The organism is Pelagimonas sp. (assembly GCF_058892305.1).
The window spans coordinates 1-25,402 of sequence record NZ_JBZXVN010000074.1; the positions used below are offsets into that span (position 1 = coordinate 1).

Genomic DNA, 25,402 nt, shown 5'->3' on the forward strand with positions numbered 1-25,402 from the left:
CCAATTTGGCTTCGGCGCGGGGAGCCAACCACATGGCGCTCACGGCACCAAGGGCGGCAATCAACATAACCACGCCAAAATCGCCGTCACTCAATCCGGCTTGGGCTTTGATGACGGGCACCAAGGCGGCAAAGCTGCCCCAGAATAACCCTTCGGCGGCAAAAGCGGCCAATGGACCGCGAGACATATAGATATCACGTAACATAGGCCGAGTGGTGGCACGGGTTGGCGTTAGCGTCCAAACACGAATTGCAACGCTCTATGTCAAAGCGCTTTGAACGCTACACCCCCGGCCTTCACAATCCCAATAATTTGGGTGCGCCTAGAACTCTTCGACCGCCAAAACCCCATCAAGAGATTTAACCGCGCCCTTGGTTTCCGGCGTCACGGGAAAGGCCTGTTTCAGGTCAAGTTCAACCTCGCCCGGAAGGCCATGATCATTCAAACATAGGTGCACCGGGCCGCGTTGTGCCTTGGGCATTTGCTCCTTGGCGCGCTCCAACACCGATGCGATCTGGGGCAAGGCCATGGCGTTTTCGACAAATATCCGCATCCCGGCGACCGAATTCCCAACCACGGCGTTTTCCACCGGCATGACCGACCGCCCCAACAATTTCAGCTGATCGCTTTCCATCGTCGCCTCGACCGTGATCACCACCTTGGACCCGGTATCAAGATATTCGCGGCATTTCTCCAAGGCATCGGAAAACAGCGTCACCTCATAGGCCCCGGTCGGATCGGACAATTGCGCAAAGGCAAAGCGATTGCCGCGTGCCGATTTGCGTTCCTGCCGCCCGGCCACAACCCCGCCCAGCTTGGCCACCAAAGGCGAGCGTTCGGCTTTGACCATCACCTCGTCCAACGTCAAAACATCGGCTCGTTTCAGCGCTGGCATATAGTCATCCAATGGATGCCCCGAGAGATAAAACCCAATCGCCTTGAATTCCTCGGCCAACCGTTCGGCGGGCAACCAATCAGGCACCGGCGACATGCGCGGTTCGGGCAAATCATCCCCCGCTTCGCCAAACAAAGACACCTGCGCCGATCCGCGTTGTTCATGGATCGCCGTCGAATAGGCGACAAGCGCATCAAGGCTATCGAACACCCGGCGGCGGTTGCCATCCAGAATGTCAAAGGCCCCGGCCCGCGCCATCATCTCAAGCGGCCGTTTGCCGACCTTTTTCAATTCCACCCGGCGGGCAAAATCGAAGAGGTTGACAAATTGCTGGTCGCCTCTGGCGTCGGACACCAAATTCATCGCCTCAACGCCAACGTTTTTCAGCGCGCCCAACGCGTAGACCAATTCGCCGTTCACCACGTCAAAACTCGCCAAAGACCGGTTCACGCAGGGCGGCACATAGGGCAGTTTCAGCCCCTTGCGGACCTCTTCGAAATAGACCGCTAGTTTGTCGGTTAGGTGAATATCACAGTTCATCACCCCGGCCATGAACTCGACCGGATGGTTCGCCTTGAGCCATCCGGTTTGATACGACACAACCGCATAGGCCGCCGCGTGGGATTTGTTGAATCCGTAGTTGGCAAATTTCTCCAAAAGGTCGAAAACCTCCGACGCCTTTTTGGCCGGAACCCCGTTTTCACCCGCGCCCTTTTCGAACTTGGGGCGTTCGGCGTCCATCGCCTCTTTGATCTTTTTACCCATGGCCCGGCGCAACAGGTCCGCACCGCCAAGCGTGTATTTCGCCATGACCTGAGCGATCTGCATAACCTGTTCCTGATAAACGATAATCCCCTGAGTTTCCTCAAGGATATGGTCAATCAGCGGGTGCACAGATGTGATCTCTTTTTGCCCGTTCTTTACCTCACAATAGGTCGGAATATTCTCCATCGGGCCGGGGCGATAGAGCGCCACAAGCGCAACAATATCTTCGATACAGGTCGGCTTCATGCGCTTAAGCGCATCCATCATCCCCGTCGATTCCACCTGAAACACCGCCACGGTTTTCGCCGCAGAATAGAGCTTGTAGGTCACCTCATCATCAAGCGGAATGGCGTTGATCTGGTTTTCTGCCCCCTCAGCTGGCTCATATAACTGCGTGCCATCCGCCGCCACATGCAAATCGCGCCCAGATTTGAAAATCAAATCCATGGCGTTTTGAATAACGGTCAGGGTTTTCAGGCCCAAGAAGTCGAACTTGACCAACCCGGCCTGTTCCACCCATTTCATGTTGAATTGGGTCGCGGGCATGTCAGAGCGCGGATCGCGATAAAGCGGCACAAGCTCGTCCGTGGGACGATCGGCAATCACAACCCCCGCCGCGTGTGTCCCCGCTGATCGCAAAAGCCCCTCAACCTGCATGCCGTATTTCAGCAGCCGGTCAACAACCTCTTCGTTCTTCGCCTCCTCGCGAAGCCGCTCCTCTTGTTGCAACGCCTGTTCAATCGAAACAGGTTTCACCCCCTCAACCGGGATCATTTTCGACAGCCGGTCCACCTGCCCATAGGGCATTTGCAACACCCGGCCCATATCGCGCACCGCCGCCTTGGACAAAAGCGCGCCAAAGGTGATGATCTGCCCCACCCGGTCCGCGCCGTATTTCTCTTGCACATATTTGATCACCTCCTCGCGGCGATCCATGCAAAAGTCGATGTCAAAGTCGGGCATCGAAACCCGTTCCGGGTTCAAAAACCGCTCGAAAAGCAACGAATAGCGCAATGGGTCAAGGTCGGTCACCGTCAACGCATAGGCCACCAAAGACCCCGCGCCCGATCCCCGCCCCGGACCGACCGGAATGTCGTGATCCTTGGCCCATTGGATAAAGTCGGCAACGATCAAAAAGTAACCGGGGAATCCCATGCCTTCGATGATGCCAAGCTCAAAATCCAACCGCTCTTGGTATTTCTCAACCGTGTCCGCATGTGGGATCACCGCAAGGCGTTTTTGCAAGCCCTCATTGGCGATCCGGCGGAGCTCGGCCACCTCATCATCGGCGAATTTCGGCAAGATCGGATCACGGCGATAGGCCATGAACGCACACCGCCGCGCGATCTCAACCGTGTTTTCCAAGGCCTCGGGAAGATCGGCAAACAACACCGCCATTTCCTGTGGTGTCTTCATGTAATGCTGCGTCGTCAAACGGCGGCGCGGCTCGATCTGATCGACATAGGCCCCTTCGGCGATACAGATCATCGCATCATGGGCCTCATACATCTCGGCCTTGGGGAAATAGACGTCATTGGTCGCCACCAACGGAATATTCAGCGCGTAAGCCATCTCAAGAAAGCCACGCTCGCTCAAACGCTCGGCTTCGGGCTTGGTTCCGTCCTCTTCTGGATGGCGCTGCAATTCGACATAAAGCCGATCACCAAAAATCGCCAAGAACCGTTTCATCAGGGCCTCGGCGGCATCATGTTGCCCCATGCGCAACATCTGCCCCACCGGCCCATCCGGCCCACCCGATAGACAAATCACATCCTCGGAAAACTCTTGCAACTCTTCCAAGGTGACGTAAGGCAACTCGCTGCCTTGCCGCATATAGAGGCAAGAGTTCAGCTTCATCAGCATCTCATAACCGCGCTCGGTCTGGGCCAAAACCACTACCGACGCGGGCGGCTTGGGCCGCTCACCCGGTGCCGGATCGACATAGCGCACAGAGAGCTGACAACCCATGATCGGCTGCACCCCAGCCCCCGCCGCTCCGACGGAAAACTCCAATGCCGAGAAGAGGTTATTGGTATCCGTCACCGCCACGGCGGGCATATCCATCCCCGCCACAATGCCGGGCAGTTTTTTCAACCGCATGGCCCCTTCCAAAAGGGAATATTCAGTATGGACGCGCAGGTGGATGAATCGAGGCTCTGTCATTTGGCTACCTTATGTCGTCGCCACCACCGGGGGCAAACAGATAGGGTCAAGATGCCTTGATCTGTCGGCCCTGACGCATAGCGGGCACTAAAGCAGAGGGTAATTGCACAAGAACTGGGGGGTTAATTTCATGCGGTCCATGTGTCGGCACGATGTGATAGCTCGCGCCCCTGATCCGCGTTCCATCGCCTTGAAATACAACCGGTATTTCCACTGCGATGAGCCTAGTCAGGAACGAGACCCATCAACCCAAATACGTCAAATCAAGGCATCCTGCCCCCATCTCGCATGCCTCAAAAACAGGCAATTCTAACAAAGCCGCCGCGCAAATGCACATTTTCGCTTGCCAAAACCGCCCAGCCGCCCCTAGCCTGAACTTCACAACAGGGAACAAGCGCGTTTTCTACGCCGCATCGAGGGCGCGCACTCTGACACCGGGCAAGACCTTTCATAGGCAAGACCCATCAGAGGACATGGTAAGGCGGCAGGCAAAACCCATGAATATCACCTTTCTTCTCAACGGAGAGAGCGTGGAGTTAAAAGGCGTTTCCCCCGACGCCACGCTCCTCAATTGGCTACGCGACACCCAAAATCTCAACGGCACCAAAGAGGGCTGTAACGAAGGCGACTGCGGGGCCTGCACCGTCATGGTCACGGATGAACGCGGCGCGCGCGCGCTCAACGCCTGCATCTTGCTCCTGCCGCAACTTCACGGCAAAGCCATCCGCACGGTCGAAGGTCTCGCCACCGGCAAAACCCTTCATCCCGCCCAAGACGCGCTCATCACTCATCACGGCAGCCAATGCGGCTTTTGCACCCCCGGCATCGCCGTTTCCATGGCCGTGGCCCATCTCAATGATGATCAAAACCACGATGATGCGCTGGCGGGCAATCTCTGCCGCTGCACCGGTTACGCCCCGATTATCCGCGCCGCCCAATCCATCGAAACCACCCCCAAACCCGGCTATCCTGAAACCAGCCCCGATTTCTTCTTTCCAAAAACATCCTCGGGGGTGCCCGAGGGCCAAGGGGCAGACAGCCCCCCTCTTACCCATGCGGCAGACAGCCCCCCTCTGGCCGGTCCGGCAGACAGCCCCCCTCTTGCCGATCCGGCAGACAGCCTAGCGTCCGTCCCCCCACCCCCCTCCGACGTCCACGCCCCCGAAACCTCGGATGACCTCGCCGACCTCTATGCCAAAATCCCCGAGGCGACCCTTGTGGCCGGGGCGACCGATGTTGGGCTTTGGGTCACCAAGCAACACCGCCCCATCACCCCGGCGATTTTCCTAAATCGCTGCCGAGATCTCCAAGACATCACCGAAACCGCCACAACCCTCCATATTGGGGCCGGCGTGACTATGGACCGTGTGCATCGCCTGATGGACACACACCACCCGTCTTACGCCGAAATGATCCGCCGATATGGCTCGACCCAAGTGCGCAACGCTGCCACCATCGGCGGCAATATCGCCAACGGCTCGCCCATCGGCGACAACCCTCCGGCGCTCATCGCCCTTGGGGCCACGTTGCATCTGCGTTTCCGGGATACCCGCCGCGAAATGCCGATCGAAGATTTCTATATCGAATATGGCAAACAAGATCGCTATCCCGGCGAATTTGTCGAAGCGGTAAGCCTCCCCAAACAGCCCGACACCCTGCGCGTCTACAAGCTCTCCAAACGGTTTGATCAAGACATCTCTGCCGTTTGCGGGGCCTTCAACCTGACGATTGAGGACGGAAAGGTCTCAAACGCCCGCATCGCGTTTGGCGGCATGGCCGGGACACCCAAACGCGCCACCCATGTGGAAAACACCCTGTTAGATCGCCCCTGGAGCGAAGACATCATCGCCGCCGCGTGGGACGCGTGGCATCAGGATTTCACCCCTATGTCCGATATGCGCGCCAGCGCCGACTACAGGCTCTCAACCGCGCGCAATATGTTGTCGCGTTACCTTCTCGATAGCCTCGGGGCCGCAACCAATGTTCTGGAGGTGCGCCCATGAGTGTCCGCAAACCCCTCCCCCATGACGCCGCGCGCCTGCATGTCACCGGGGCCGCGCGCTATGTTGATGATATTCCTACGCCTGCTGATTGTCTGCATCTCGCCTTTGGCACCGCTGAAATCGCCTTTGGCACCATCACTTCGGTGAACCTTGACGCGGTGCGCGCCGCCGACGGGGTGATCGGTGTTTGGGAGGCCGAAGACCTGCCCTCAGAGTGCGATTGCTCGCCTTCCGTGCATGACGAACCGCTTTTGGCGCGCGATCGGGTGATGTATCTTGGCCAACCGGTGTTTTTGGTGGCGGCCACCTCGCATCTTGCGGCCCGCAAGGCGGCGCAGCTCGGCCAAATCACCTATAGCGAAGAACCCGCGATCCTGACCATCGACGATGCCATGGCCGCCCAAAGCCAATTCGACGGCAGCCCGCGCATCTGGCAGTCGGGCGATGCGGCCAGTGCCATCGCCGCGGCCCCGCATCAGATCAGCGGCGAAATCGAGATGGGCGGTCAGGAACACTTCTATCTCGAAGGTCAGGCCGCTTTGGTGTTCCCGCAGGAAAACGGCGACATGCTGGTGCATAGCTCGACCCAGCACCCAAGCGAAATCCAACACAAGGTCGCCCATGCGCTGCACCTTCCGATGCACGGCGTCCGGGTCGAAACCCGACGCATGGGGGGCGGGTTTGGCGGCAAGGAAAGCCAAGGCAACGCGCTTGCCATCGCCTGCGCCGTTGTGGCGGCGGACACCGGGCGCGCCGCCAAAATGCGCTATGACCGCGACGATGATTTCACCATCACCGGCAAACGCCACGATTTTCGCATCGGCTATACGGTCGGCTACGATGATCAGGGCCGCGTCTTGGGCCTCGACTTTTTGCAACTGGCCCGTTGTGGCTGGGCGCAAGACCTGTCGTTCCCAGTCGCAGATCGCGCCATGTTGCATGCGGACAATGCCTATTTCCTTCCCAATATGCGCATCGAAAGCCATCGCTTGAAAACCAACACCCAAAGCGCCACCGCCTTTCGCGGCTTTGGTGGGCCGCAGGGCATGTTGGGAATTGAGCGGGTGATGGATCATATTGCCCATGCCTTGGGGTGTGATCCCCTCGCGGTGCGGCGGGCGAATTTCTATGTCGAAGGGGGGCCATCCACCCCCCACTCGGCAGAGCCGAGCCCCCCCGAGGATATGTCTGGACAGAGGAAACCAAGGGGCGTCACCCATTACGGCCAGCCGGTCGAAGATTTCGAGTTGGGCGCCATGGTGTCCCGCCTCGAAGAGAGCGCCGATTACGCGGCCCGGCGCGCGGCGGTCGATGACTGGAACGCCAACAATCCGGTCTTGAAACGCGGCATCGCCATGACGCCGGTCAAATTCGGGATTTCCTTTACCCTCACCCATCTTAATCAGGCCGGTGCCTTGGTGCATGTCTATCAAGATGGCTCGATCCAGCTCAACCATGGCGGCACCGAGATGGGTCAGGGGTTGTTCCAAAAGGTGGCGCAAGTCGCCGCTACGGTCTTTGGCCAGCCGATGGAGAGCATCCGCATCACCGCCACCGACACCGGCAAGGTGCCCAACACCTCGGCCACGGCGGCGTCTAGCGGCTCGGACCTCAACGGGATGGCGGTGAAAATCGCCTGCGAAACCATTCGCGACCGCATGGCCGATTTCCTTGGCACCGAGGTCGCCTTTGAAGACGGGGTTGTCTTTGTTGATGGCAAAGACATCTCTTTCACCGAGGCCGCCAAACGCTGTTACGAAGGGCGCGTAAGCCTGTCTTCCACCGGGTTTTACAAAACGCCGAAACTGGAATGGGATCCGGTTGCCGGGCACGGTCGGCCGTTTTTCTACTTTGCCTATGGGGTGTCCTGCACCGAGGTGGTGATCGACACATTGACCGGTGAAAACCGCATTTTGCGCAGCGATATCCTGCATGATGCCGGGTCATCGCTCAATCCGGCGCTGGATGTGGGGCAGGTCGAAGGCGGCTATGTGCAAGGCGCGGGTTGGCTCACCACCGAAGAGCTGGTCTGGGATGACAAGGGCCGGTTGCGCACCCATGCGCCCTCGACCTACAAAATCCCCGCCTGCTCTGACCGCCCCGATGTGTTCAACGTTGATCTTTGGGCCTCTGAGAACCGCGAAGACACGATTTACCGCTCAAAGGCCGTGGGCGAGCCGCCCTTTATGCATGGGATTTCGGTTCTGATGGCGCTGTCGGATGCGGTGTCGGCCTGTGGCGATCGCTACCCTGATCTCCATGCCCCGGCCACGGCGGAACGGGTGCTTAAGGCGGTTCAACAGGTGCGCGATGGGCTTTGATCTTGACGCCCTGAGCGCCGCCGTAGACCAACATGGCACGGTCGCCCGCGTGGTGATTGCCGATGTGGCCGGCTCCTCCCCGCGCGATGTTGGCGCGGCGATGCTTGTCTGGAACGGTGGGCAAAGCGGCACCATCGGTGGCGGCGCGCTTGAATATCAAGCGGCGCAGGTCGCCCTTTCCAAAACCGGGATTAGCCGCCATGCGCTTGGCCCCGAGCTTGGCCAATGTTGCGGCGGTGCCGTGACGCTTTTGACCGAGCACTATACCGCCGAAACCCTTGCCGATCTTCACGACAAAACCCTCATCGCCCGTGGCCCCGGCACTCGGCCCTTGGCGGTGCAACGCCTGCTGGATCGCGCCCGCGCCCAAGGCCAACCACCCGCCCCACAGTTGCATCAGGGTTGGATGATCGAACCGGTTCTGCGCCCCTCGCGCCATGTCTGGATTTGGGGGGCGGGCCATGTCGGGCGCGCCTTGGTGAACACACTGGCCCCAATGCCCGATCTGGCCCTGACTTGGGTCGACACCGGGCGCGACCGCTTTCCCGACGCCGTCCCGGCCAACGTCACCATTCTTCCCGCTGCTGATCCTGCGCGGCTTATGGCCCATGCGCCGCAAACCGCCGCGCATCTGATCCTGACCTATAGTCACGAACTTGATTTTCAGCTCTGCCACGCCGCCCTTACCCGCGGTTTCAACTTTGCCGGGGTGATCGGGTCGAAAACCAAATGGGCGCGGTTTCGCAAACGGCTATCCGCTCTGGGCCATACACCCGCCCAAATTGCGCGCATAACCTGCCCAATTGGTCAAAAACAGCTCGGCAAACACCCTCAGGCCATTGCCATAGGCGTGGCCTCCCAGCTACTTACGCTTGAAACCAAAGGAGAGAGCGCGTGGACGATACACTCCTCAGCATCCAGGGCCTAACCAAGGCTTACCCAGGCGTTGTGGCCAATGACAACGTCTCCTTTGACATCGGCAAGGGTGAAATTCACGCTTTGCTGGGCGAAAATGGCGCTGGTAAATCGACGCTGGTCAAAATGATTTACGGGCTGGTAAGCCCGGATCGCGGCACCATGACCTTGGATGGCAACGCCTTTGCACCGCCAAAACCCTCGGTCGCCCGTCAGGCCGGTGTCGCCATGGTCTTTCAACATTTCTCGCTCTTTGATGCGCTGTCTGTGGCCGAAAACGTCGCGCTTGGCATGGAAAACCCGCCCAAGCCCCGCGATCTTGCGGCGCGGATTTCCGAGGTCTCCGAACAATACGGCCTGCCGCTTGATCCATGGCGCGAGGTCGCAAGCCTTTCGGCGGGCGAACGGCAACGCGTTGAAATCATTCGCTGTCTTTTGCAAGACCCGCGCCTGCTGATCATGGATGAACCGACAAGCGTTTTGACCCCACAAGAGGTAGACATCCTCTTTGAAACGCTGCGCAAGCTGAAATCCGAAGGCACCTCGATCCTCTATATCTCACACAAGCTCGAAGAAATTCGCGCCCTATGTGATCACGCCAGCATTTTGCGCCACGGCAAAAACGTTGGCACCTGTACGCCGTCCGAAACCTCGGCGCGCGAAATGGCCGAGATGATGGTCGGGTCTAGTTTCGCCACCCCAAAGGCCCGCGATGTGACGCTGGGCGAGGTGGTGCTTACGGTTGATAACCTCACCCTGCCCGCCCTTGATGGCATCGGCACGCCGTTGCGCGGCATCTCGTTTGAACTGCGCAAGGGCGAAGTGCTTGGCCTTGGCGGCGTCGCGGGCAATGGTCAGGACGAATTGCTCATGGCGCTGTCGGGCGAACGGCTCTCTGATCCCGGCATGGTGCATTTTCAGGGCAAGGACGTGAGCCGCCAAGGCCCCGGAGAGCGTCGCCTTCCCGGTCTGTTGTCGGCCCCCGAAGAACGCCTTGGCCATGCCGCCGCGCCGGACATGAGCCTGACCGAGAACGGCGTTCTAACCGCCGGAAAACGCGCCGGTCTTGTCAAAAACGGTTTTATTGATTGGGCCAAATCGCGGCTCTTTGCCGAGGATGTGATTGAAAAATTCGACGTGCGCACCCCCGGCCCCAATGTTGCGGCGCGGGCACTTTCGGGCGGCAACCTGCAAAAATACGTGGTGGGCCGCGAGATCGTGCAAAAGCCCGAGCTTTTGGTCATCAACCAACCCACATGGGGCGTAGACGCCGCCGCCGCCGCTGCGATCCGACAGGCGTTGCTTGACCTCGCCCATGGCGGCGCGGCGATCTTGGTGATTAGCCAAGACCTTGATGAGCTTATGGAAATTTCTGACCGCTTTGGCGCGTTGAACGAGGGGCGTCTGTCGACCCCGCGCCCCGTGCAAGGGCTTGATATGGAACAGATTGGTCTGATGATGGGCGGAGCCCATGATATGGAGGCGGCACATGCTGCGACTTGAAAAACGCCCCCAACCATCGCGCGCATGGGTGGCGCTCTCGCCGATTGTGGCAGTGATCCTCACTATGATTGTCGGCGGCATTCTCTTTGCCATGCTCGGTGCAAACCCGTTTGAAGCAATCCGCACCATCTTTTGGGACCCGATCTTTTCCGAGCAATTCTCGGGCTTTACCCGTCCGCAACTGCTGGTCAAGGCCGGGCCGCTGATCCTTATCGCCATTGGTCTTTCCATTGGGTTCAAGGCCGGAATTTGGAACATCGGGGCCGAAGGCCAATACATCATGGGGGCGATCTGTGGCGCTGGGGCGGGCCTTGCGCTTTACCCGTCCGAAAGCGTGCTGCTCTTTCCTCTGATGCTTGTCGCCGGGGCGCTTGGCGGCTGGGCGTGGGCGATGATCCCGGCGATTTTGAAAACCAAACTTGGCACCAATGAAATCCTTGTGTCGCTGATGCTGGTCTATGTGGCCGAAACCATTCTCGCCTCTGCCGCCTCTGGTTTCCTGCGTAATCCCGAGGGCATGGGCTTTCCCGGATCGCGCAATTTCAAGGAATGGGACGCGGTTTATAACGGCGAACTCATCGCTGGAACCGGCATGCACTGGGGTGTTGTCGCCGCCTTTATCGCGGTGATTGCGGCCTATGTCCTGCTGAGCCGCCATATCCAAGGCTTTAACATCCGTCTCACCGGCGAAGCGCCGCGCGCCGCGCGTTTTGCGGGCGTCAATCCTTCCCGCATTGTCATCCTCTGCCTTGGTATTTCCGGTGCGCTGGCTGGTCTTGCCGGGTTCTTTGAAGTCACCGGCCCGGCGGGTCAGATCACCATTGATTTCAACGCGGGCTACGGGTTTACCGCGATCATCGTCGCCTTTCTTGGCCGACTTAACCCCATCGGCATCTTGCTCGCCGGGTTGCTTATGGCGCTGACCTATATCGGCGGCGAATTGGCCCAGCTCATGCTCGGCGTGCCCGGCGCGGCGATCCAGCTCTTCCAAGGCATGCTGTTGTTCTTCCTGCTGGCCACCGACGTCTTCACCAACTTCCGCCTGCGACTGGCCAAGAAGGAGGCGGTGTGATGACACATAGAAACATGGCAACACCTCTTTTGACGTCGTGTCCGACACAGTCCTCAACAGAATATGTCACCATCCCAAAGGAGGCCTTTAAATGGACCTGAGTTCAATCTCCCCCATCCTCCTCGTCGCCTCGATCATGGTGTCGGCCACGCCGATCCTCTTTGCCGCGATTGGCGAATTGGTCGTGGAAAAGGCTGGCGTGCTCAACCTCGGGGTTGAGGGCATGATGATCACCGGGGCGGTGGTCGGCTTTGCGGTGGGCGTCAACACCGACAGCCCGCTCGTCGGCTTTGTTGCCGCTGCGGGGGCCGGGGCGGCGCTTAGCTTTGTCTTTGCCCTGCTGACCCAATACCTCCTCTCTAACCAAGTCGCCACGGGCCTTGGCCTGACCCTTGCCGGGCTTGGCCTTTCGGCGCTGATCGGCAAACCCTATGAGGGCGTCAAATCCCCCACCCTGCCAAAACTCGACCTTGGGCCGCTTTCGGACATTCCCGCCCTTGGCACCATGTTCTTTCGTCATGACATCATGGTTTACGTGGCGGTCCTAATGGTCATCCTTGTCTGGGCTTTCCTGAAATTTACCCGTGGTGGGCTGATCCTGCGCGCGGTGGGCGAAAGCCACGATAGCGCCCATGCGCTTGGCTACAAGGTGGTGCGCGTGCGCATGATCGCCATCCTGTTTGGCGGGGCCTGTGCGGGTCTTGGCGGGGCTTACCTTAGCCTCGTGCGGGTGCCGCAATGGACCGAAGGCATGACCGCTGGGGCCGGTTGGATCGCCTTGGCCATCGTGGTATTTGCGAGCTGGCGGCCGTGGCGCATCCTTATCGGGGCCTACCTCTTTGGCGGCGTCACCGTTTTGCAGCTCAACCTTCAGGCCGCCGGTGCCAAGGTGCCGGTCGCCCTTCTCTCTGCCTCGCCTTACCTGATCACCATTCTGGTTCTGGTCATCATCTCGGCGCGCGGCGCGCATGGGGCCCCGGCCTCGCTTGGCCGCTCCTTCCACGCTTCAAGCTAAAAGGACACGCATGGCGTCAGAGTTGAAACATCGCGTTGCTCTCTCGCTTGAGGGCGAAGATCCCCGCTACGGCAAACTGCCGTTGGCGGGGCTTCATATCGCGATTGTTCTGTCGGCCTTTACCATCACTCTGCAAAGCATGCCGGGCCATTCCACCGACATGCAAAAAATCCTACTCGGGCTCGAAGCCGTGCTTCTGGCGATCTTTGTCACCGAGTTTTGCCTGCGCTTCTGGAGCGCCGAAAACCGGCTTGGCTATATCTTTAGCTTTTGGGGCTTGATCGACCTTCTCTCGATCCTGCCCGCCCTGCTTTTCCTGCTTCCCGATAGCACCGTGTTGCGCACCCTGCGCCTGATGCGCATCTTTCGCCTTTTGAAACTCCTGCGCATGCGCCGCGCCATCTTGCGCCTCGAACATGCGATTAGCTCTAACCGCGAGGAAATGCTGCTCTTTGGCGTGCTGGCCGCCATCGTGCTCTTTCTTGCCGCCGTCGGCATCTATCACTTCGAAAAAGATGCCCAGCCCGAGATTTTCGGATCGATCCCGCAAAGCGCGTGGTGGGCCATCGCGACACTGACAACCGTCGGATATGGCGATGTTTATCCAGTCACCACTGGCGGGCGCGTCTTTACTGCGATAACTCTTTTAATTGGATTGGGGATTGTGGCGATCCCGGCGGGGCTGATCACCTCAGGCCTGCTGAATGCGCCCGAAGAAGAAACCGAGACTGAAACCACCACCAACGGGGAATAATCATATGAAACGCAGAACTTTGCTGGCCACTGTTGCCGCTGCTGCCACTTTTGCCGGCGCGGCCTTTGCCGAAGAAGACGTCACAGCGGGCTTTATCTATATCGGCACACCGGGTGACGGCGGTTGGACCTATGAGCACGACCAGTCGCGCCAGAAAATGGAAGCGCATTTTGACGGCAAGGTGAAAACCATCTTCCAAGAAAACGTGCCAGAAAGCGCCGACGCCGAACGCGCCATCACCCAGATGGCGATTGCCGGGGCCGACATCATCTTTACCACCTCCTTTGGTTACATGGACCCAACGCTGGCCGTGGCCGCCAAGTTCCCGAATGTAAAATTCGAGCACGCCACCGGCTACAAACAGGCCGACAACGTGTCCGTCTATAGCGCGCGTTTCTACGAAGGCCGCGCCGTTCAGGGCCACATCGCCGGTCACATGACCAAGACCAACAAGATCGGCTACATCGCCTCCTTCCCGATCCCCGAGGTTATTCGCGGCATCAACTCCGCCTATATCCACGCCAAAAAGGTCAACCCTGACGTCGAGTTTTCGGTTGTTTGGGCCTACACGTGGTTTGATCCCGCCAAAGAGGCCGACGCCGCGCGCGCTCTGATCGAAAACGGCGCTGACGTTATTCTTCAGCACACCGATTCCACCGCACCGCAGGCCGCCGCCAAAGAAGCCGGCAATGTGATCACCTTTGGTCAGGCCTCTGATATGGGGGACTATGCGCCCATGCCGCGCGTCTCCTCGATCATCGACAACTGGGCGCCCTACTACATCCAGCGCGTTCAGGATGTGATCGACGGCACTTGGGAGTCCAAGAACACTTGGGATGGGATCGACACCGGCATGGTTGAGATCGGCGAAATCTCTGAGGCGGTTCCCGCCGATGTCAAAGCGTCCGCTCTCGCGATGGTCGAAGCCATCCGCACCGGCGAATACAGCCCTTTCACCGGCCCGCTCAACAAGCAAGACGGTTCGGCTTGGCTGGCTGAAGGCGAAACCGCCGATCTCGGCACTTTGGCGGGCATGAACTTCTACGTCGAAGGCATCACCGGCGACGTGCCCAACTAAACCGAAAAACCGGTTCAAAACACCAAGGGCTGCCTTTTCTAGGCTGCCCTTTTTTGTATCAAATCCCGCTCATCCCCGTAGTATCACGACAAACGACGGCGATCTCCCTGCTTTTTATCTAACATTCCTCAAAGCTGCGACACAGCGCGGTGAGTTTATGCTAAAAGAGGTCTATACGCGTATTCGGAGCGTTTGACGGTGCTAGATCGCAATTCTCAGCCAACCTCCTCCTATAGCGAGGGGGTTCAAAAGACACTTCGCAATGTCATCGACGTTATGTCAGGCGCCGCTGCGCTTGTTGTCCTGATAAATCTGTTCCGCATTGGCCAATTCGGGCCGCTTTTTATTGCAACAACCGGTCTTTTGACCGTTTTATGCATCCTGCCGACGCTGATTATTCGCGAGGAAAAACACCTTGCGTTGCGGGGCGGTCTCATGGTCACCGGCTATGTCTCTGCCAATATTATTGGCATGATCGGGTTGGGCCTTGGGGCGGCGGGCATTGTGGGTTTTCCATTCTATATGGCCCTCTGCGCCGCCCTTTTTGACCGTAAAACCAGCTATTTGATTTTTGGTGGCCTTATCACCGTGATCACGGGTATCGCCTTTGCCTTTTTGAATGGCTATATCGCCTCGCCCACGGTGCCCCTTTCCGCATGGAACCAAAGCATCGCCAATTGGGCCATCATGATCATCACCTTGGCCTTGACCAATATTTTGATCATTGCCCTCGTCGAGAACCTCAGCTGGTATTGGAAAAAAACCGACCTCAAGGCGGCCAACAAGACCCGCCAAGTCGAAATTCTGGTGGATTACGCGCCCGACGCCATTATGATCTTTGACGTCGACGAAAACCGATTTATCTCGGTCAATGCCCGTGCTGAAAACCTCTTTGGCTATTCACGAGACGACCTCCTCAACGGCACAACATTGTCCGATCTCAGCCCCCCGCAGCAACCCAATGGCGAGCCGAGCCTCGAAAAGGCCCGCACCTATTTGCAACAGGCGATCGAGGGCGGGCATCCCAAATTCGAATGGACGCATGTAACCGCAAAGGGGCATACCTTTCCCTGCGAGGTCTCGCTCGCAAGGATGCCGCCTTTTGACCAAACCCTGATCCGGGCCAATGTCGCCGACATCTCTCAACGCCTTGAGGATCAACATCAACAAGAGCTGCTGCAAACCCAACTTGCCGCCTCTCAACGCCTTGAAACCATTGGTCAATTGACTGGCGGAGTGGCCCATGATTTCAACAATCTTTTGGCCGTGATCCTTGGCAATCTTGAAATGCTTCGGGATGAAACCGACCAAGACAAACGCAGCCAACAATTGCAATCCTGCATCAACGCCACCCTGCGTGGGGCCGATCTCACTCGCAGCATGTTAAGCTACGCGCGCCGCGCGCCTTTGCAGCCACAGGTCGTCGACCTCAACACTCTTGTGCGCGAAACCAAGAACTGGGCCGGCCGCACCCTGCCCTCCCATATCCAAGTCGAAACCTCGCTATTGCCGCGCCTCTGGCGAGTCGAAGTTGACCCAAGCGTCGCAGAAAGCGCGGTCCTCAACCTTATTCTCAATGCCCGTGATGCCATGCCTGAAAACGGCAAACTCACAATCCAGACCGCCAATGTTCACATCGAACAAGCCTATATTGATCGCCGCAACGAAAAACTTGATCCCGGTCGCTATGTCATGATCGCCGTGTCCGACACCGGCGGCGGCATCCAAGATGCCACATTGGACCTGATTTTTGAGCCATTCTTTACCACCAAACCCGTTGGAAACGGCTCGGGCCTCGGGTTGCCCATGGTGTTGGGCTTCATGCGCCAATCGGGCGGCTCCGTCCAAGTCTATTCCGAACCCGGCGTTGGCACCACGTTCAAGCTCTATTTCCCCGCCGTCACCAAAAAGCTCAGCGCCCCCCCAGAAACAAACGCCGCCCCAACAAACACCGCCACCCCCGCCAACAAGCGCATCTTGCTTGCCGAAGACGAAGAGGCGGTTCTCGAAGTCCTGACCTCCATGCTGCGATCCGCGGGCTATGCCGTCACAACCGCCTCTTCGGGTGATCACGCCAAAGAAATCTTCGAAGCCGATCCACACTTTGACCTGCTCTTGACCGACATCGTCATGCCCGGCCGTCTTAAAGGCCCCGCCTTGGCCAAAGAATTGCGGGGGCTTTGCCCCTCCTTGCCGGTGGTCTTCATGTCCGGTTACGCGTCTGAGGCCACCCTGCACGGCAACGGGTTACTCCCCGAAGACATCCGGCTCATGAAACCGGTGCGCCGCAGCGACGTACTGGAGGCCGTCGCCAAAGCACTTACCGCTCAGGATCATCGGCACCCCGGCCCAAGCTAAGCCACAGCGTTTCCCACCTGCCCTTCCGACCGGCCAAACGCCGCCATCCAATCCCGGCTTGCCAATCCCGGCTTGCCAATCCCAATTTGCCCGCCCATAACCGATCCGCTTGGGGAGGGCGATCCATGCTGGAAATGACGGTTCTATTCGTGTCGGGTTTTGTTGCGGGTATTTTGAACGCTGTCGCTGGCGGCGGCACGTTTCTGACCTTCCCGGCCTTGGTCTGGTTTGGCCTGCCACCCGTGCTGGCCAATGCCACCTCGACCCTCGCCGCCATGCCCGGCTATGCCTCGGCCGCGTGGGCCTTTCGCCATGATGTCGGTGCCGAAGGTCCCCTCAAACTCCCCGCGATCATCGCTCTTGCCACCCTTGGCGCGGTCATCGGGGCGCTGCTGCTCATCGTCACCCCAAGCGAGGTTTTCACCGGTGTCGTCCCTTGGCTCCTGTTGCTCGCCACCGTGCTGTTTGGCGCTGGCCCTGCCATCCTGAGATTCGCCAAAAGCCGCGGCATCGGTCAGGCCGGGCTACTTGTCTCCGCCCTCGTAATCCTGTCAGTCGCCATTTACGGCGGCTATTTTAACGGCGGGCTTGGCATCATGCTGCTCGCGGCGTTTAGCCTGCTGGGCTACCAAAACTTGCACGGTATGAACGGTCTGAAAAACCTGATCTCGGCAATCATTTCGGTGGTCTCTTCCGTCGCCTTCATCTCTGCTGGGCTGATCGTCTGGAAACCGGCCTTGGTCATCGCCGTGGCCATCACCATCGGCGGCTATGTCGGGGCAAGCCAAAGCCGCCGCATCAAAAACCAAAATCACCTGCGCTGGTTTGTGACCGGCGTCGGGGCCGTCACCACGATGATCTTCTTCCTGCCCTAACGGTTGCCAATCCCCGCTGCCCCCGGCTCCTTGTTTCCCAAAATATTCCGGGGTGAACTGCCGCGCACGACAAGAGGGGCTGGCCCCTCTCTTCGCCGGTCTCAAAACCGCACCCTCAAGGCGGTTAACCATCCCTACCCCGAATTTTACCAAAAAACCGGCTTTCAGGCCGCCCGTGGGCTCTCCCCAAAATCCAACGGAGCCAATCTCCCCCAAACCGGGCTGGAATCGAACAGATTTCTCCAAAACCCGCCTCTGGGGTTCAAAAACCAAAGGGGGCAATCTCCCCCAAATTCACAGTATTTCGGACAGATTGCTCCGTTGCGCATGGGTCGAACGGCGCGTTACCGTCACCGACCGCCGCGTTAATCCAGCCGCCCGATCACCGAACAGCCAAGCGTCACCCGCAACGCGCCAATCAGCTCGTTCACGGTTTCCGCACTGACATATTGACCACCGGTTCGATCCGCCAAACAGCGCGCCACCGATGTCGCCTGTTTATAGTCATTATGCCCTTCCCCTTCCCAGGCAAACTGATCACCACGCACCTTGTAGCCGATCACATGCACGGTGAGGTCATGGCCTTCCGCCGATAGCTCCGCCGCAAGCGCACAGGGGTTGCCACCACAGGTTTCCTTGCCATCGGTGACAAGAACGATCGCGCCTGGTTGTTCCTTGTAATTCAACGTATTAGCCGCCGCTGCCACCGCCTCGGTTAGGGGCGTATCCCCATCGGGTTCAAGCCGATCAACCTCGTCCAAAATCTGCGGGGCCGCCTGCCATTTCGGTGCAAATCGCACATCCACATTGCCGCATCCGCCCTCACCACCGGGGCCATAAATCACCAACCCCAAGCGCCGGGCCTGCCCTATCGCCGGAACAGTCTGATGCAATGCGCGGCGCGCCTCGAAAATACGTGGCTCATCAATGTCGTTGAACCCCATTTCCGCCATCGACCCCGAGCCATCAAAGACGATCATCGCATCCTCCGTACACATCTCGCTGGCGCTAACCATCGAAAAAGGCAGGATAAAAGCAAATGAAAGGACTCCGCGCATAAGGCCAGACTGCCCCTTTGTGTAAGTCCTGTCCAGTGTGCTTTGGTGCCACTCTATGCTGGGGGCTTTTCGCGCCGCCCGCTTTGTGCAACCCTTTTGCCATGACACATCTGACCACCCTATCCGGCGATAGCCCGGCCCGTTTTGCTTTTGGCACCATGCAGTTTGGTGGCAAGGCCGATGAAACCGCCAGCCGCGCGCTCTTTGACGCCTGCCGCGCCGCTGGTATCCGCCATTTTGACACCGCCTATGTCTATACCAGCGGCGCGTCTGAAACCCTTCTCGGTAAATGCGCCGCCGCCGAACGTGATCAGCTTTTCATCGCCACCAAGGCGGGCTACGTCGGTGGTAACAGCCGCTCTAACATCCTGACAACATTTGATGAAAGCCGAACCCGGCTTGGTATGGATGTGGTCGATCTGCTCTATCTGCACCGCTTTGATGATGACACACCGCTCGAGGAAACGTTTGAGACATTGGCCGAACTGCAAGCCGCTGGAAAGACACGCTATATTGGCGTTTCAAACTTTGCAGCCTGGCAGGTGATGAAGGCCCAGAGCATTGCCAAATCCTTTGGCACCCGCATTGATGTCATTCAACCGATGTACAACCTTGTTAAACGTCAGGCCGAGGTCGAAATCCTGCCGATGTGTGCCTCCGAAGACATCCTTCCGGTGCCCTATTCGCCGCTTGGCGGCGGGCTTTTGACCGGCAAATACGCCGGTGGGCGCGGCGGTCGTTTGACCGAAGATGACCGCTATGGCGCGCGCTATGGACAACAGCAAATGCACGACACCGCTCAAGCCTTGGTTGATCTTGCCGAAGAGGTCGGAAGCGATCCCGCCACCCTCGCCGTTGCTTGGGCCGCCCATCATTCCGCGCGCCCCGTCCCCATCCTTTCGGCCCGCTCGGCTGAACAATTGCGCCCTTCAATCGAGGGGATGCGTTACCCGATGGATGACGATCTTTATGCGCGCATTTCGGCCCTAAGCCCGACGCCCCCACCCGCCACGGACCGGCTGGAAGAGGCGTAGTTTCAAGCCCTTATCGCCAAGTCACCACCTCGCCCTCCGGGGCGCGGGTGGTGCGAAACCTGTTGGCGGCGGCGTCGCGGTCCGGGTGCCCAAGCGCAATACCGCAAAGCACATCCCTGTCATCGCCCACGTCAAACCAGTCACGCATAAACGGCGCAAACCCGGCGACCGAGGCCATGGCGATACCGCCCAACCCCCGCGCTTCAAGCCCTAGCAAAACCGCCGTGACAAAGGCCCCACAATCCAAAACCCCATAGGGCCCAAGCGCCCTGGGCGTGGTGATCAACAAAAAATGCGGCGCACCAAACAGACGGAAATTCTCACGCATCTGCGCCGCTGATCCAACCCGGTCGCCCTTTTCAATGCCAACTGCCTCATAAAGCTGCCAACCACATTCGCGCCGCCGCGCCTTGTATTCATCCTCATAGGCGCTGGGAAAGGCGATGTCGCTGGCGTGTCCCGCCTGCCCGACATGCTCGTAAAGGGCGGCGGCCAGTCGCGCTGTTTCCTCCGCCCCACAGGCCGTCACTTGCCAGGGCTGCGAATTGCACCAGCTCGGCACATGCTGGGCATCGCGCAACACCTCGGCAATTACCTCATGCGCCACCGGCTCACTTAGGAACCCACGACAAGACGCGCGGGCGCGCAACAGGGTGGCAAAACTCTCGGGTTGGCTCATATCAAACCTCTATCTTCTAAATCTTTCAGTATCTCGCCGCTATGTTGCCCACGCGCCGGGCTTGGGCTTGGCTGCTGCAGTGGCATGCTATCAAAGCGCGGTGCCGGGGCCGGGCCATGCGCCGTCCAAATCCCGCGCGCCACAACATGCGGATCGCTTCGCGCCTCCTCCGGCGATAATACCGGCGCGACACAAGCGTCTGAATTCGCGAATATTTCCGCCCAATGCGCCCGTGGCTTGCCCGCAAACATCCCCGCCAAACGCGCGGTTTGGACCGGCCATTGTTCGGCGTCAAACTGCGCTGCAAAACCGGCATCATCCGCGAGGCCCATAGCCTCTAGAAACATCGCATAAAACTTTGGCTCAAGGCATTGAACCGACACATGCCCGCCACAAGAACAGGCATAGCAGCGCGACCAATGCGGCCCATCCAAAAGGCTTGCCCCACGGGACGTTGTTGAAAACTGATCCCCCATCGACAAGAGCAGGGCCATCATGTGACTGGTCCCATCCACAATCGCCGCATCAACGACGCCCCCCCGCCCGGTTTCGCGCGCCCGCAACAATCCGGCCAACATGCCGACCGCCAAATACATCGCGCCACCGCCAATGTCGCCCAACATTGTTGGCGGCACACCGGGTGTATCGCCGGCAACGCCACCATAAAACAAAGCCCCGCTCAGGCTAAGATAGTTCAAATCATGTCCCGCCTGTTTGGCGCGCGGCCCGTCCTGCCCCCACCCGGTCATCCGCCCGTAAACAAGCGCTGGGTTCATTGCCAACATCTCATCCGGCCCAAAACCCAGCCGCTCCATCACGCCGGGCCGCATCCCTTCGGTAAGCCCATCGGCCTGTGCCACGAGGGCCTTGGCCACCTGCACATCACCGCCATTCTTAAGGTCCAACGCGATCGAGCGTTTGCCACGATCCAAAAGGTTGCGCTCTTCTTTGCCCGGCGTCTCCGCCGCAGCTTTGCGATGGATCACCGTGACCTCGGCCCCCAAATCCGCCAAAAGCATGCCAGCAAACGGCGCAGGCCCCAAAGCCTCAAACTCGACAATCTTGATCCCACTCAACATGGCACCCCTCCCCGAAATCTCCTCGGCCACACCAAACCCCGAACCGCCTCGGGTGAAAACCCCAAGGTTTCTTCTTTCCCAAAATATCCCGGGAAGTCTCGCGCCACGCTCAAGACCGGGCAGCGCCCCGCCGACATCACAACAAACGGTTTCCCTTTTGTTCCCACGCCGCTAGCTTAGTCCCATGACCACCCTTCCCACCTCCTTGTCCAACTGGTTTCAATCGCGCGGCTGGCGGATGCACCCGCATCAGGCCGACATGCTGGCGCGTGCGAATGATCCGGCGCTGATGCTGGTCGCTCCAACCGGCGGCGGCAAAACGCTGGCGGGTTTTTTGCCGACGTTGGCGGAACTTTCCGACAAGCCTGAACCGGGGCTACACACGTTATATGTCAGCCCGCTCAAGGCCTTGGCAGCAGACATCAAGCGCAACTTGCAAACCCCGATTGATGAGGCGGGCCTATCTATCCGGGTCGAAGATCGCACCGGTGATACCCCATCTAGCCGCAAGAAACGCCAACGCGCGGACCCGCCGCATATCCTTTTGACCACGCCGGAATCTCTCGCGCTTTTGACAAGCTATGAGGACGCTGAACGCACCTTCAAAGGTTTGCAACGGGTGGTGATTGACGAAATCCACGCCCTCGCCGAAAGCAAACGTGGCGATCAGCTGATGCTGGCTCTGGCGCGGTTGCAAACCCTGTGTCCGGGCCTGCGCCGCGTTGGTCTGTCGGCCACGGTCGAAGACCCCGCCACCATCGCGCGCTTTCTGGCCCGACACCCCGACCCCTGCCATATCATTCACGCCGATCCCGGCCCGGCCCCCGACATCCAGATGTTACAGACCGACGAGGCCCCGCCATGGTCCGGGGGCGGCGCGAAATACGCCATTCCCGCCGTGCTGGAACAGGTCAAACACCATAAAACCACGCTGATTTTCCACAACACCCGCGCCCAGGCAGAAATCTTTTTCCGCAACCTTTGGATGGCCAATGACGACGCCTTGCCAATCGGCATTCATCACGGCTCGCTTGATCGCGCCCAACGTGAAAAGGTCGAGGCGGCGATGGTGCGCGGCGATCTGCGCGCCATTGTCTGCACAGGGAGCCTCGATCTTGGCATTGATTGGGGTGACGTTGATCTGGTGATCCAGATCGGCGCGCCGAAAAACGTCAAACGGTTGGTGCAACGCATTGGTCGCGCCAATCACCGCTACAATGCCCCCTCCAAGGCGCTTTTGGTGCCTGCAAACCGTTTCGAAGTCGTCGAATGTCTCGCCGCGCTTGAGGCGGTGCGCGAAAGCGACCTTGACGGTGATCCGCGCGGGGCTGGGCCACGCGATGTGCTCTGCCAACATATCCTGATCGCGGCTTGCTCTGGCCCATTTGAAGCCGACAATCTGTTTGATGAAATGCGCGCGGCTGGCCCCTATGCGACGTTGACCCGCGCAGAATTTGACGCTTGCCTCGATTTTTGCGCCACCGGCGGCTATGCGCTGCGGGCCTATGATCAATGGCAACGGCTGCTGCAACGCCCTGATGGGAAATGGAAATTGCGCGATCCAAGGGCCAGCGCCCGCATCCGCCAAAACATCGGCACCATCCAAGATAGCGATCTTCTCAAGGTCAAATGGCGCGGGCGCGGCGCGGCGCTTGGCGAGATCGAAGAAAGCTTTGCCGCCAGCCTGACCAAGGGCGATACCTTCCTGATTGGCGGCCAGATTGTCCGCTACGAGGGGCTACGCGAACTAACCGTCGAGGTGAGCCGCGATCCCGGTCGCAAACCCAAGGTTGCGGTGTTTTCCGGCACCAAGTTCTCTACCTCGACCCAGCTTTCGCAGCGGGTGTTGCGCTATTTCGCCGCCGAAGATTTTAGCGCCCTGCCCGACCACACTGCCGATTGGTTGCGCCTTCAGGCCGAGATGTCACGCCTGCCCCGCCCCGGCCGGTTGCAAATCGAAACCTTTCCTATGGATGGCCGTCACCACATGGTCATCTATGGGTTTGCCGGGCGCAACGCGCAACAAACGCTTGGCCTCTTGCTCACCAAACGCATGGAGGACATGGGCCTTGCGCCGATGGGGTTTGTCGCCACCGATTACGCCACGCTGATTTGGGGGTTGGATGCGGTCAATGACCCGGCTCCGCTCTTTGATTTGAACATGCTAGAGGCTGGATTAGACGGCAGGTTGGCCGGAAATGCCGTGATGAAACGCACCTTTCGCAGTTCGGCCACCATTGCCGGGTTGATCGAACGCCAAATCGGTGGCCAACGCAAAACCGGACGTCAGGCCACCATGTCCTCGGACATTTTATACGACACCTTGCTGAAATATGACCCCGACCATCTGCTGATGCAGATCACCCGCCAAGAGGCCATGCGGGGCCTCGTTGATTTCGACCGTATCCGCGATATGTGCGCCCGCGTTCAGGGGCGAATTGACCACATCCAATTGGATCGCGTCACACCTCTCGCGGCACCGATGTTCCTTGAGATTGGCAAAGTGCCGGTCAAAGGGGCCGCCGAAGAGCGTCTGTTGGCCGAGGAGCTGGATCGCTTGATGCAGGGCAGCGGATTGGCGCAAGTCAGCGGGGCAAACACATGACAGGACACGTATTTTCCTTTCGCAACGCCGATCTTGTCGCCCTGACTTCCGGGGCGTTGTTTTGGCCCGATCATGCGCTTTTGGTGGTGTCGGACCTGCATTTTGGCAAATCGGCACGGCTTTCTTCGGTGGGTGGTGCCCAATTGCCCCCTTATGAAACCCGCGAGACATTGCAGCGCCTCGAAACCGACCTAACCCAGACCGAGGCCCGCAAAGTGATCTGTCTTGGCGATAGTTTTGATGCGCCCGAGGTCGAAACCGCCCTGCCCGAGCAAGACCGGCTTTGGATCACCAAGCTACAGGCCGGTCGCAATTGGGTCTGGATCGAGGGCAACCATGATCCCGGTCCGGTGGCGTTGGGGGGGGCCCATCTTGCCGAACATCGCATTGACGCGCTGACCTTTCGCCATATCGCCGATCCCGACCAAAGCGGCGAGGTTTCGGGCCATTTCCATCCCAAGGCGCGGCTTTCATTGCGCGGTCGGACCCTGACACGCCCGTGTTTCCTTGTCGATCAAGACCGCCTTATTCTCCCGGCCTATGGGGCCTATACCGGGGGGTTGCGGAGCGATAGCAGCACCTTGTGCGATTTGATGCGCCCCGATGCGCAGGCCATTCTAACCGGAGCCACCCCATGCGCCATTCCAATGCCGCGCCGATGACGGTGGATGGTAACGGTGGATGGTGACGGTGGTTGGTGACGCATCCAGTGACGTAGCGGAAAACTTGCCGCCTCTGTTCCCGCATGGTCCGATCTCGATATGACAATAGAAGACCATATCCGCCGCGGCTTCGCCCTGCAAAGCATGATGAAAACCATCGGGGCCGAGCTAACCGCCGTTGGCGAAGGCACCGTAGAAATCACCGCGCCCCTCTCACCCGGTTTTTTACAACACAATGGGTTTGGCCATGCGGGCCTGACCTTTACCCTGGGCGATACCGCCGCTGGCTGTGCCGCGATGACCTTGCTTGGCACCGATCAAGCGGTGGTGACGTCGGAAATCGGGGTGCATTTGCTCTCTCCGGCCATTGGCGATGTTCTGATTGCGCGGGGCAAAGTGATCAAACCGGGACGGCGTCAGATCGTGTCTTCGTCTGATGTCTTCGCGCTCAAAGACGGTGTTGAAAAACACATCGCCACCTTAACCGGAACCATGGTGCCGATTGCATTGGATGCGCCTTAGCGTCGTCAACGCCGCGGCAAACGTGACAATCCGAAAGACTGATTTG

Annotated in this window: 18 protein-coding genes and 1 pseudogene; 14 read left to right on the plus strand and 5 right to left on the minus strand. The window is 59.1% G+C overall.

Going from position 1 to position 25,402, the window contains the following annotated elements; genetic code table 11:
* Positions 1-205: pseudogene (locus AC5EFR_RS22505) on the minus strand (MFS transporter); the annotation flags it as partial.
* Between the two features lie 117 nt (positions 206-322).
* Complete coding sequence (gene dnaE, locus AC5EFR_RS22510) at positions 323-3,823, minus strand: DNA polymerase III subunit alpha (protein ID WP_493577940.1); 3,501 nt, start codon at positions 3,821-3,823, stop codon at positions 323-325.
* Between the two features lie 497 nt (positions 3,824-4,320).
* Between dnaE and xdhA the strand changes: the two genes are divergently transcribed.
* From xdhA to AC5EFR_RS22560, 10 genes are all read left to right on the plus strand, one after another.
* Positions 4,321-5,826 carry a xanthine dehydrogenase small subunit gene (xdhA, locus tag AC5EFR_RS22515; RefSeq protein WP_493577941.1) on the plus strand — a complete coding sequence of 502 codons (1,506 nt, stop codon included), beginning with the start codon at positions 4,321-4,323 and terminating at the stop codon, positions 5,824-5,826.
* Positions 5,823-8,147 (plus strand): xanthine dehydrogenase molybdopterin binding subunit, encoded by a 2,325-nt coding sequence (gene xdhB / locus AC5EFR_RS22520; RefSeq protein WP_493577942.1) that lies wholly within the window; start codon positions 5,823-5,825, stop codon positions 8,145-8,147. Before xdhA ends, xdhB begins: the two co-directional genes overlap by 4 nt.
* On the plus strand, positions 8,137-9,075 hold the full coding sequence (gene xdhC, locus AC5EFR_RS22525; RefSeq protein ID WP_493577943.1) for a xanthine dehydrogenase accessory protein XdhC: 939 nt from the start codon (positions 8,137-8,139) through the stop codon (positions 9,073-9,075). The genes xdhB and xdhC overlap by 11 nt, the downstream gene beginning before the upstream one ends.
* A complete protein-coding gene (locus AC5EFR_RS22530; RefSeq protein WP_493577944.1) occupies positions 9,042-10,565 on the plus strand; it encodes an ABC transporter ATP-binding protein in 1,524 nt (507 codons plus the stop codon). Before xdhC ends, AC5EFR_RS22530 begins: the two co-directional genes overlap by 34 nt.
* Positions 10,552-11,637, plus strand: coding sequence for an ABC transporter permease (locus AC5EFR_RS22535; RefSeq protein WP_493577945.1), 1,086 nt, complete (start codon positions 10,552-10,554; stop codon positions 11,635-11,637). The genes AC5EFR_RS22530 and AC5EFR_RS22535 overlap by 14 nt, the downstream gene beginning before the upstream one ends.
* A gap of 91 nt (positions 11,638-11,728) precedes the next feature.
* Positions 11,729-12,652 (plus strand): ABC transporter permease, encoded by a 924-nt coding sequence (locus AC5EFR_RS22540; RefSeq protein ID WP_299934676.1) that lies wholly within the window; start codon positions 11,729-11,731, stop codon positions 12,650-12,652.
* Positions 12,653-12,662: 10 nt separating this feature from the next.
* Complete coding sequence (locus AC5EFR_RS22545; RefSeq protein WP_493577946.1) at positions 12,663-13,406, plus strand: ion transporter; 744 nt, start codon at positions 12,663-12,665, stop codon at positions 13,404-13,406.
* Positions 13,407-13,410: 4 nt separating this feature from the next.
* A complete protein-coding gene (locus AC5EFR_RS22550) occupies positions 13,411-14,484 on the plus strand; it encodes a BMP family ABC transporter substrate-binding protein (RefSeq protein WP_493577947.1) in 1,074 nt (357 codons plus the stop codon).
* Positions 14,485-14,682: 198 nt separating this feature from the next.
* A complete protein-coding gene (locus AC5EFR_RS22555; protein WP_493577964.1) occupies positions 14,683-16,842 on the plus strand; it encodes an ATP-binding protein in 2,160 nt (719 codons plus the stop codon).
* A 125-nt stretch (positions 16,843-16,967) separates the two neighbouring features.
* Complete coding sequence (locus AC5EFR_RS22560) at positions 16,968-17,717, plus strand: sulfite exporter TauE/SafE family protein (RefSeq protein WP_493577948.1); 750 nt, start codon at positions 16,968-16,970, stop codon at positions 17,715-17,717.
* A 365-nt stretch (positions 17,718-18,082) separates the two neighbouring features.
* Here the strand turns inward: AC5EFR_RS22560 and AC5EFR_RS22565 are convergent, their stop codons facing one another.
* Positions 18,083-18,775 carry a vWA domain-containing protein gene (locus AC5EFR_RS22565; RefSeq protein ID WP_493577949.1) on the minus strand — a complete coding sequence of 231 codons (693 nt, stop codon included), beginning with the start codon at positions 18,773-18,775 and terminating at the stop codon, positions 18,083-18,085.
* A 101-nt stretch (positions 18,776-18,876) separates the two neighbouring features.
* On the opposite strand from AC5EFR_RS22565, the gene AC5EFR_RS22570 reads away from it, so the two are divergent.
* On the plus strand, positions 18,877-19,809 hold the full coding sequence (locus AC5EFR_RS22570) for an aldo/keto reductase (protein WP_493577950.1): 933 nt from the start codon (positions 18,877-18,879) through the stop codon (positions 19,807-19,809).
* Positions 19,810-19,819: 10 nt separating this feature from the next.
* Here AC5EFR_RS22570 and AC5EFR_RS22575 read toward each other — a convergent pair whose 3' ends face one another.
* Both AC5EFR_RS22575 and AC5EFR_RS22580 read right to left on the minus strand, forming a co-directional pair.
* On the minus strand, positions 19,820-20,488 hold the full coding sequence (locus AC5EFR_RS22575; protein WP_493577951.1) for a nitroreductase: 669 nt from the start codon (positions 20,486-20,488) through the stop codon (positions 19,820-19,822).
* On the minus strand, positions 20,485-21,567 hold the full coding sequence (locus AC5EFR_RS22580; protein ID WP_493577952.1) for a CaiB/BaiF CoA transferase family protein: 1,083 nt from the start codon (positions 21,565-21,567) through the stop codon (positions 20,485-20,487). The genes AC5EFR_RS22575 and AC5EFR_RS22580 overlap by 4 nt, the downstream gene beginning before the upstream one ends.
* Positions 21,568-21,751: 184 nt before the next feature.
* Here AC5EFR_RS22580 and AC5EFR_RS22585 point away from each other — a divergent pair, with 184 nt between their 5' ends.
* From AC5EFR_RS22585 to AC5EFR_RS22595, 3 genes are all read left to right on the plus strand, one after another.
* Positions 21,752-24,172, plus strand: coding sequence for a ligase-associated DNA damage response DEXH box helicase (locus AC5EFR_RS22585; protein WP_493577953.1), 2,421 nt, complete (start codon positions 21,752-21,754; stop codon positions 24,170-24,172).
* Positions 24,169-24,834 (plus strand): ligase-associated DNA damage response endonuclease PdeM, encoded by a 666-nt coding sequence (gene pdeM / locus AC5EFR_RS22590; RefSeq protein WP_493577954.1) that lies wholly within the window; start codon positions 24,169-24,171, stop codon positions 24,832-24,834. Before AC5EFR_RS22585 ends, pdeM begins: the two co-directional genes overlap by 4 nt.
* Positions 24,835-24,933: 99 nt before the next feature.
* Complete coding sequence (locus AC5EFR_RS22595; RefSeq protein ID WP_493577955.1) at positions 24,934-25,356, plus strand: PaaI family thioesterase; 423 nt, start codon at positions 24,934-24,936, stop codon at positions 25,354-25,356.
* Positions 25,357-25,402 lie beyond the last annotated feature (46 nt).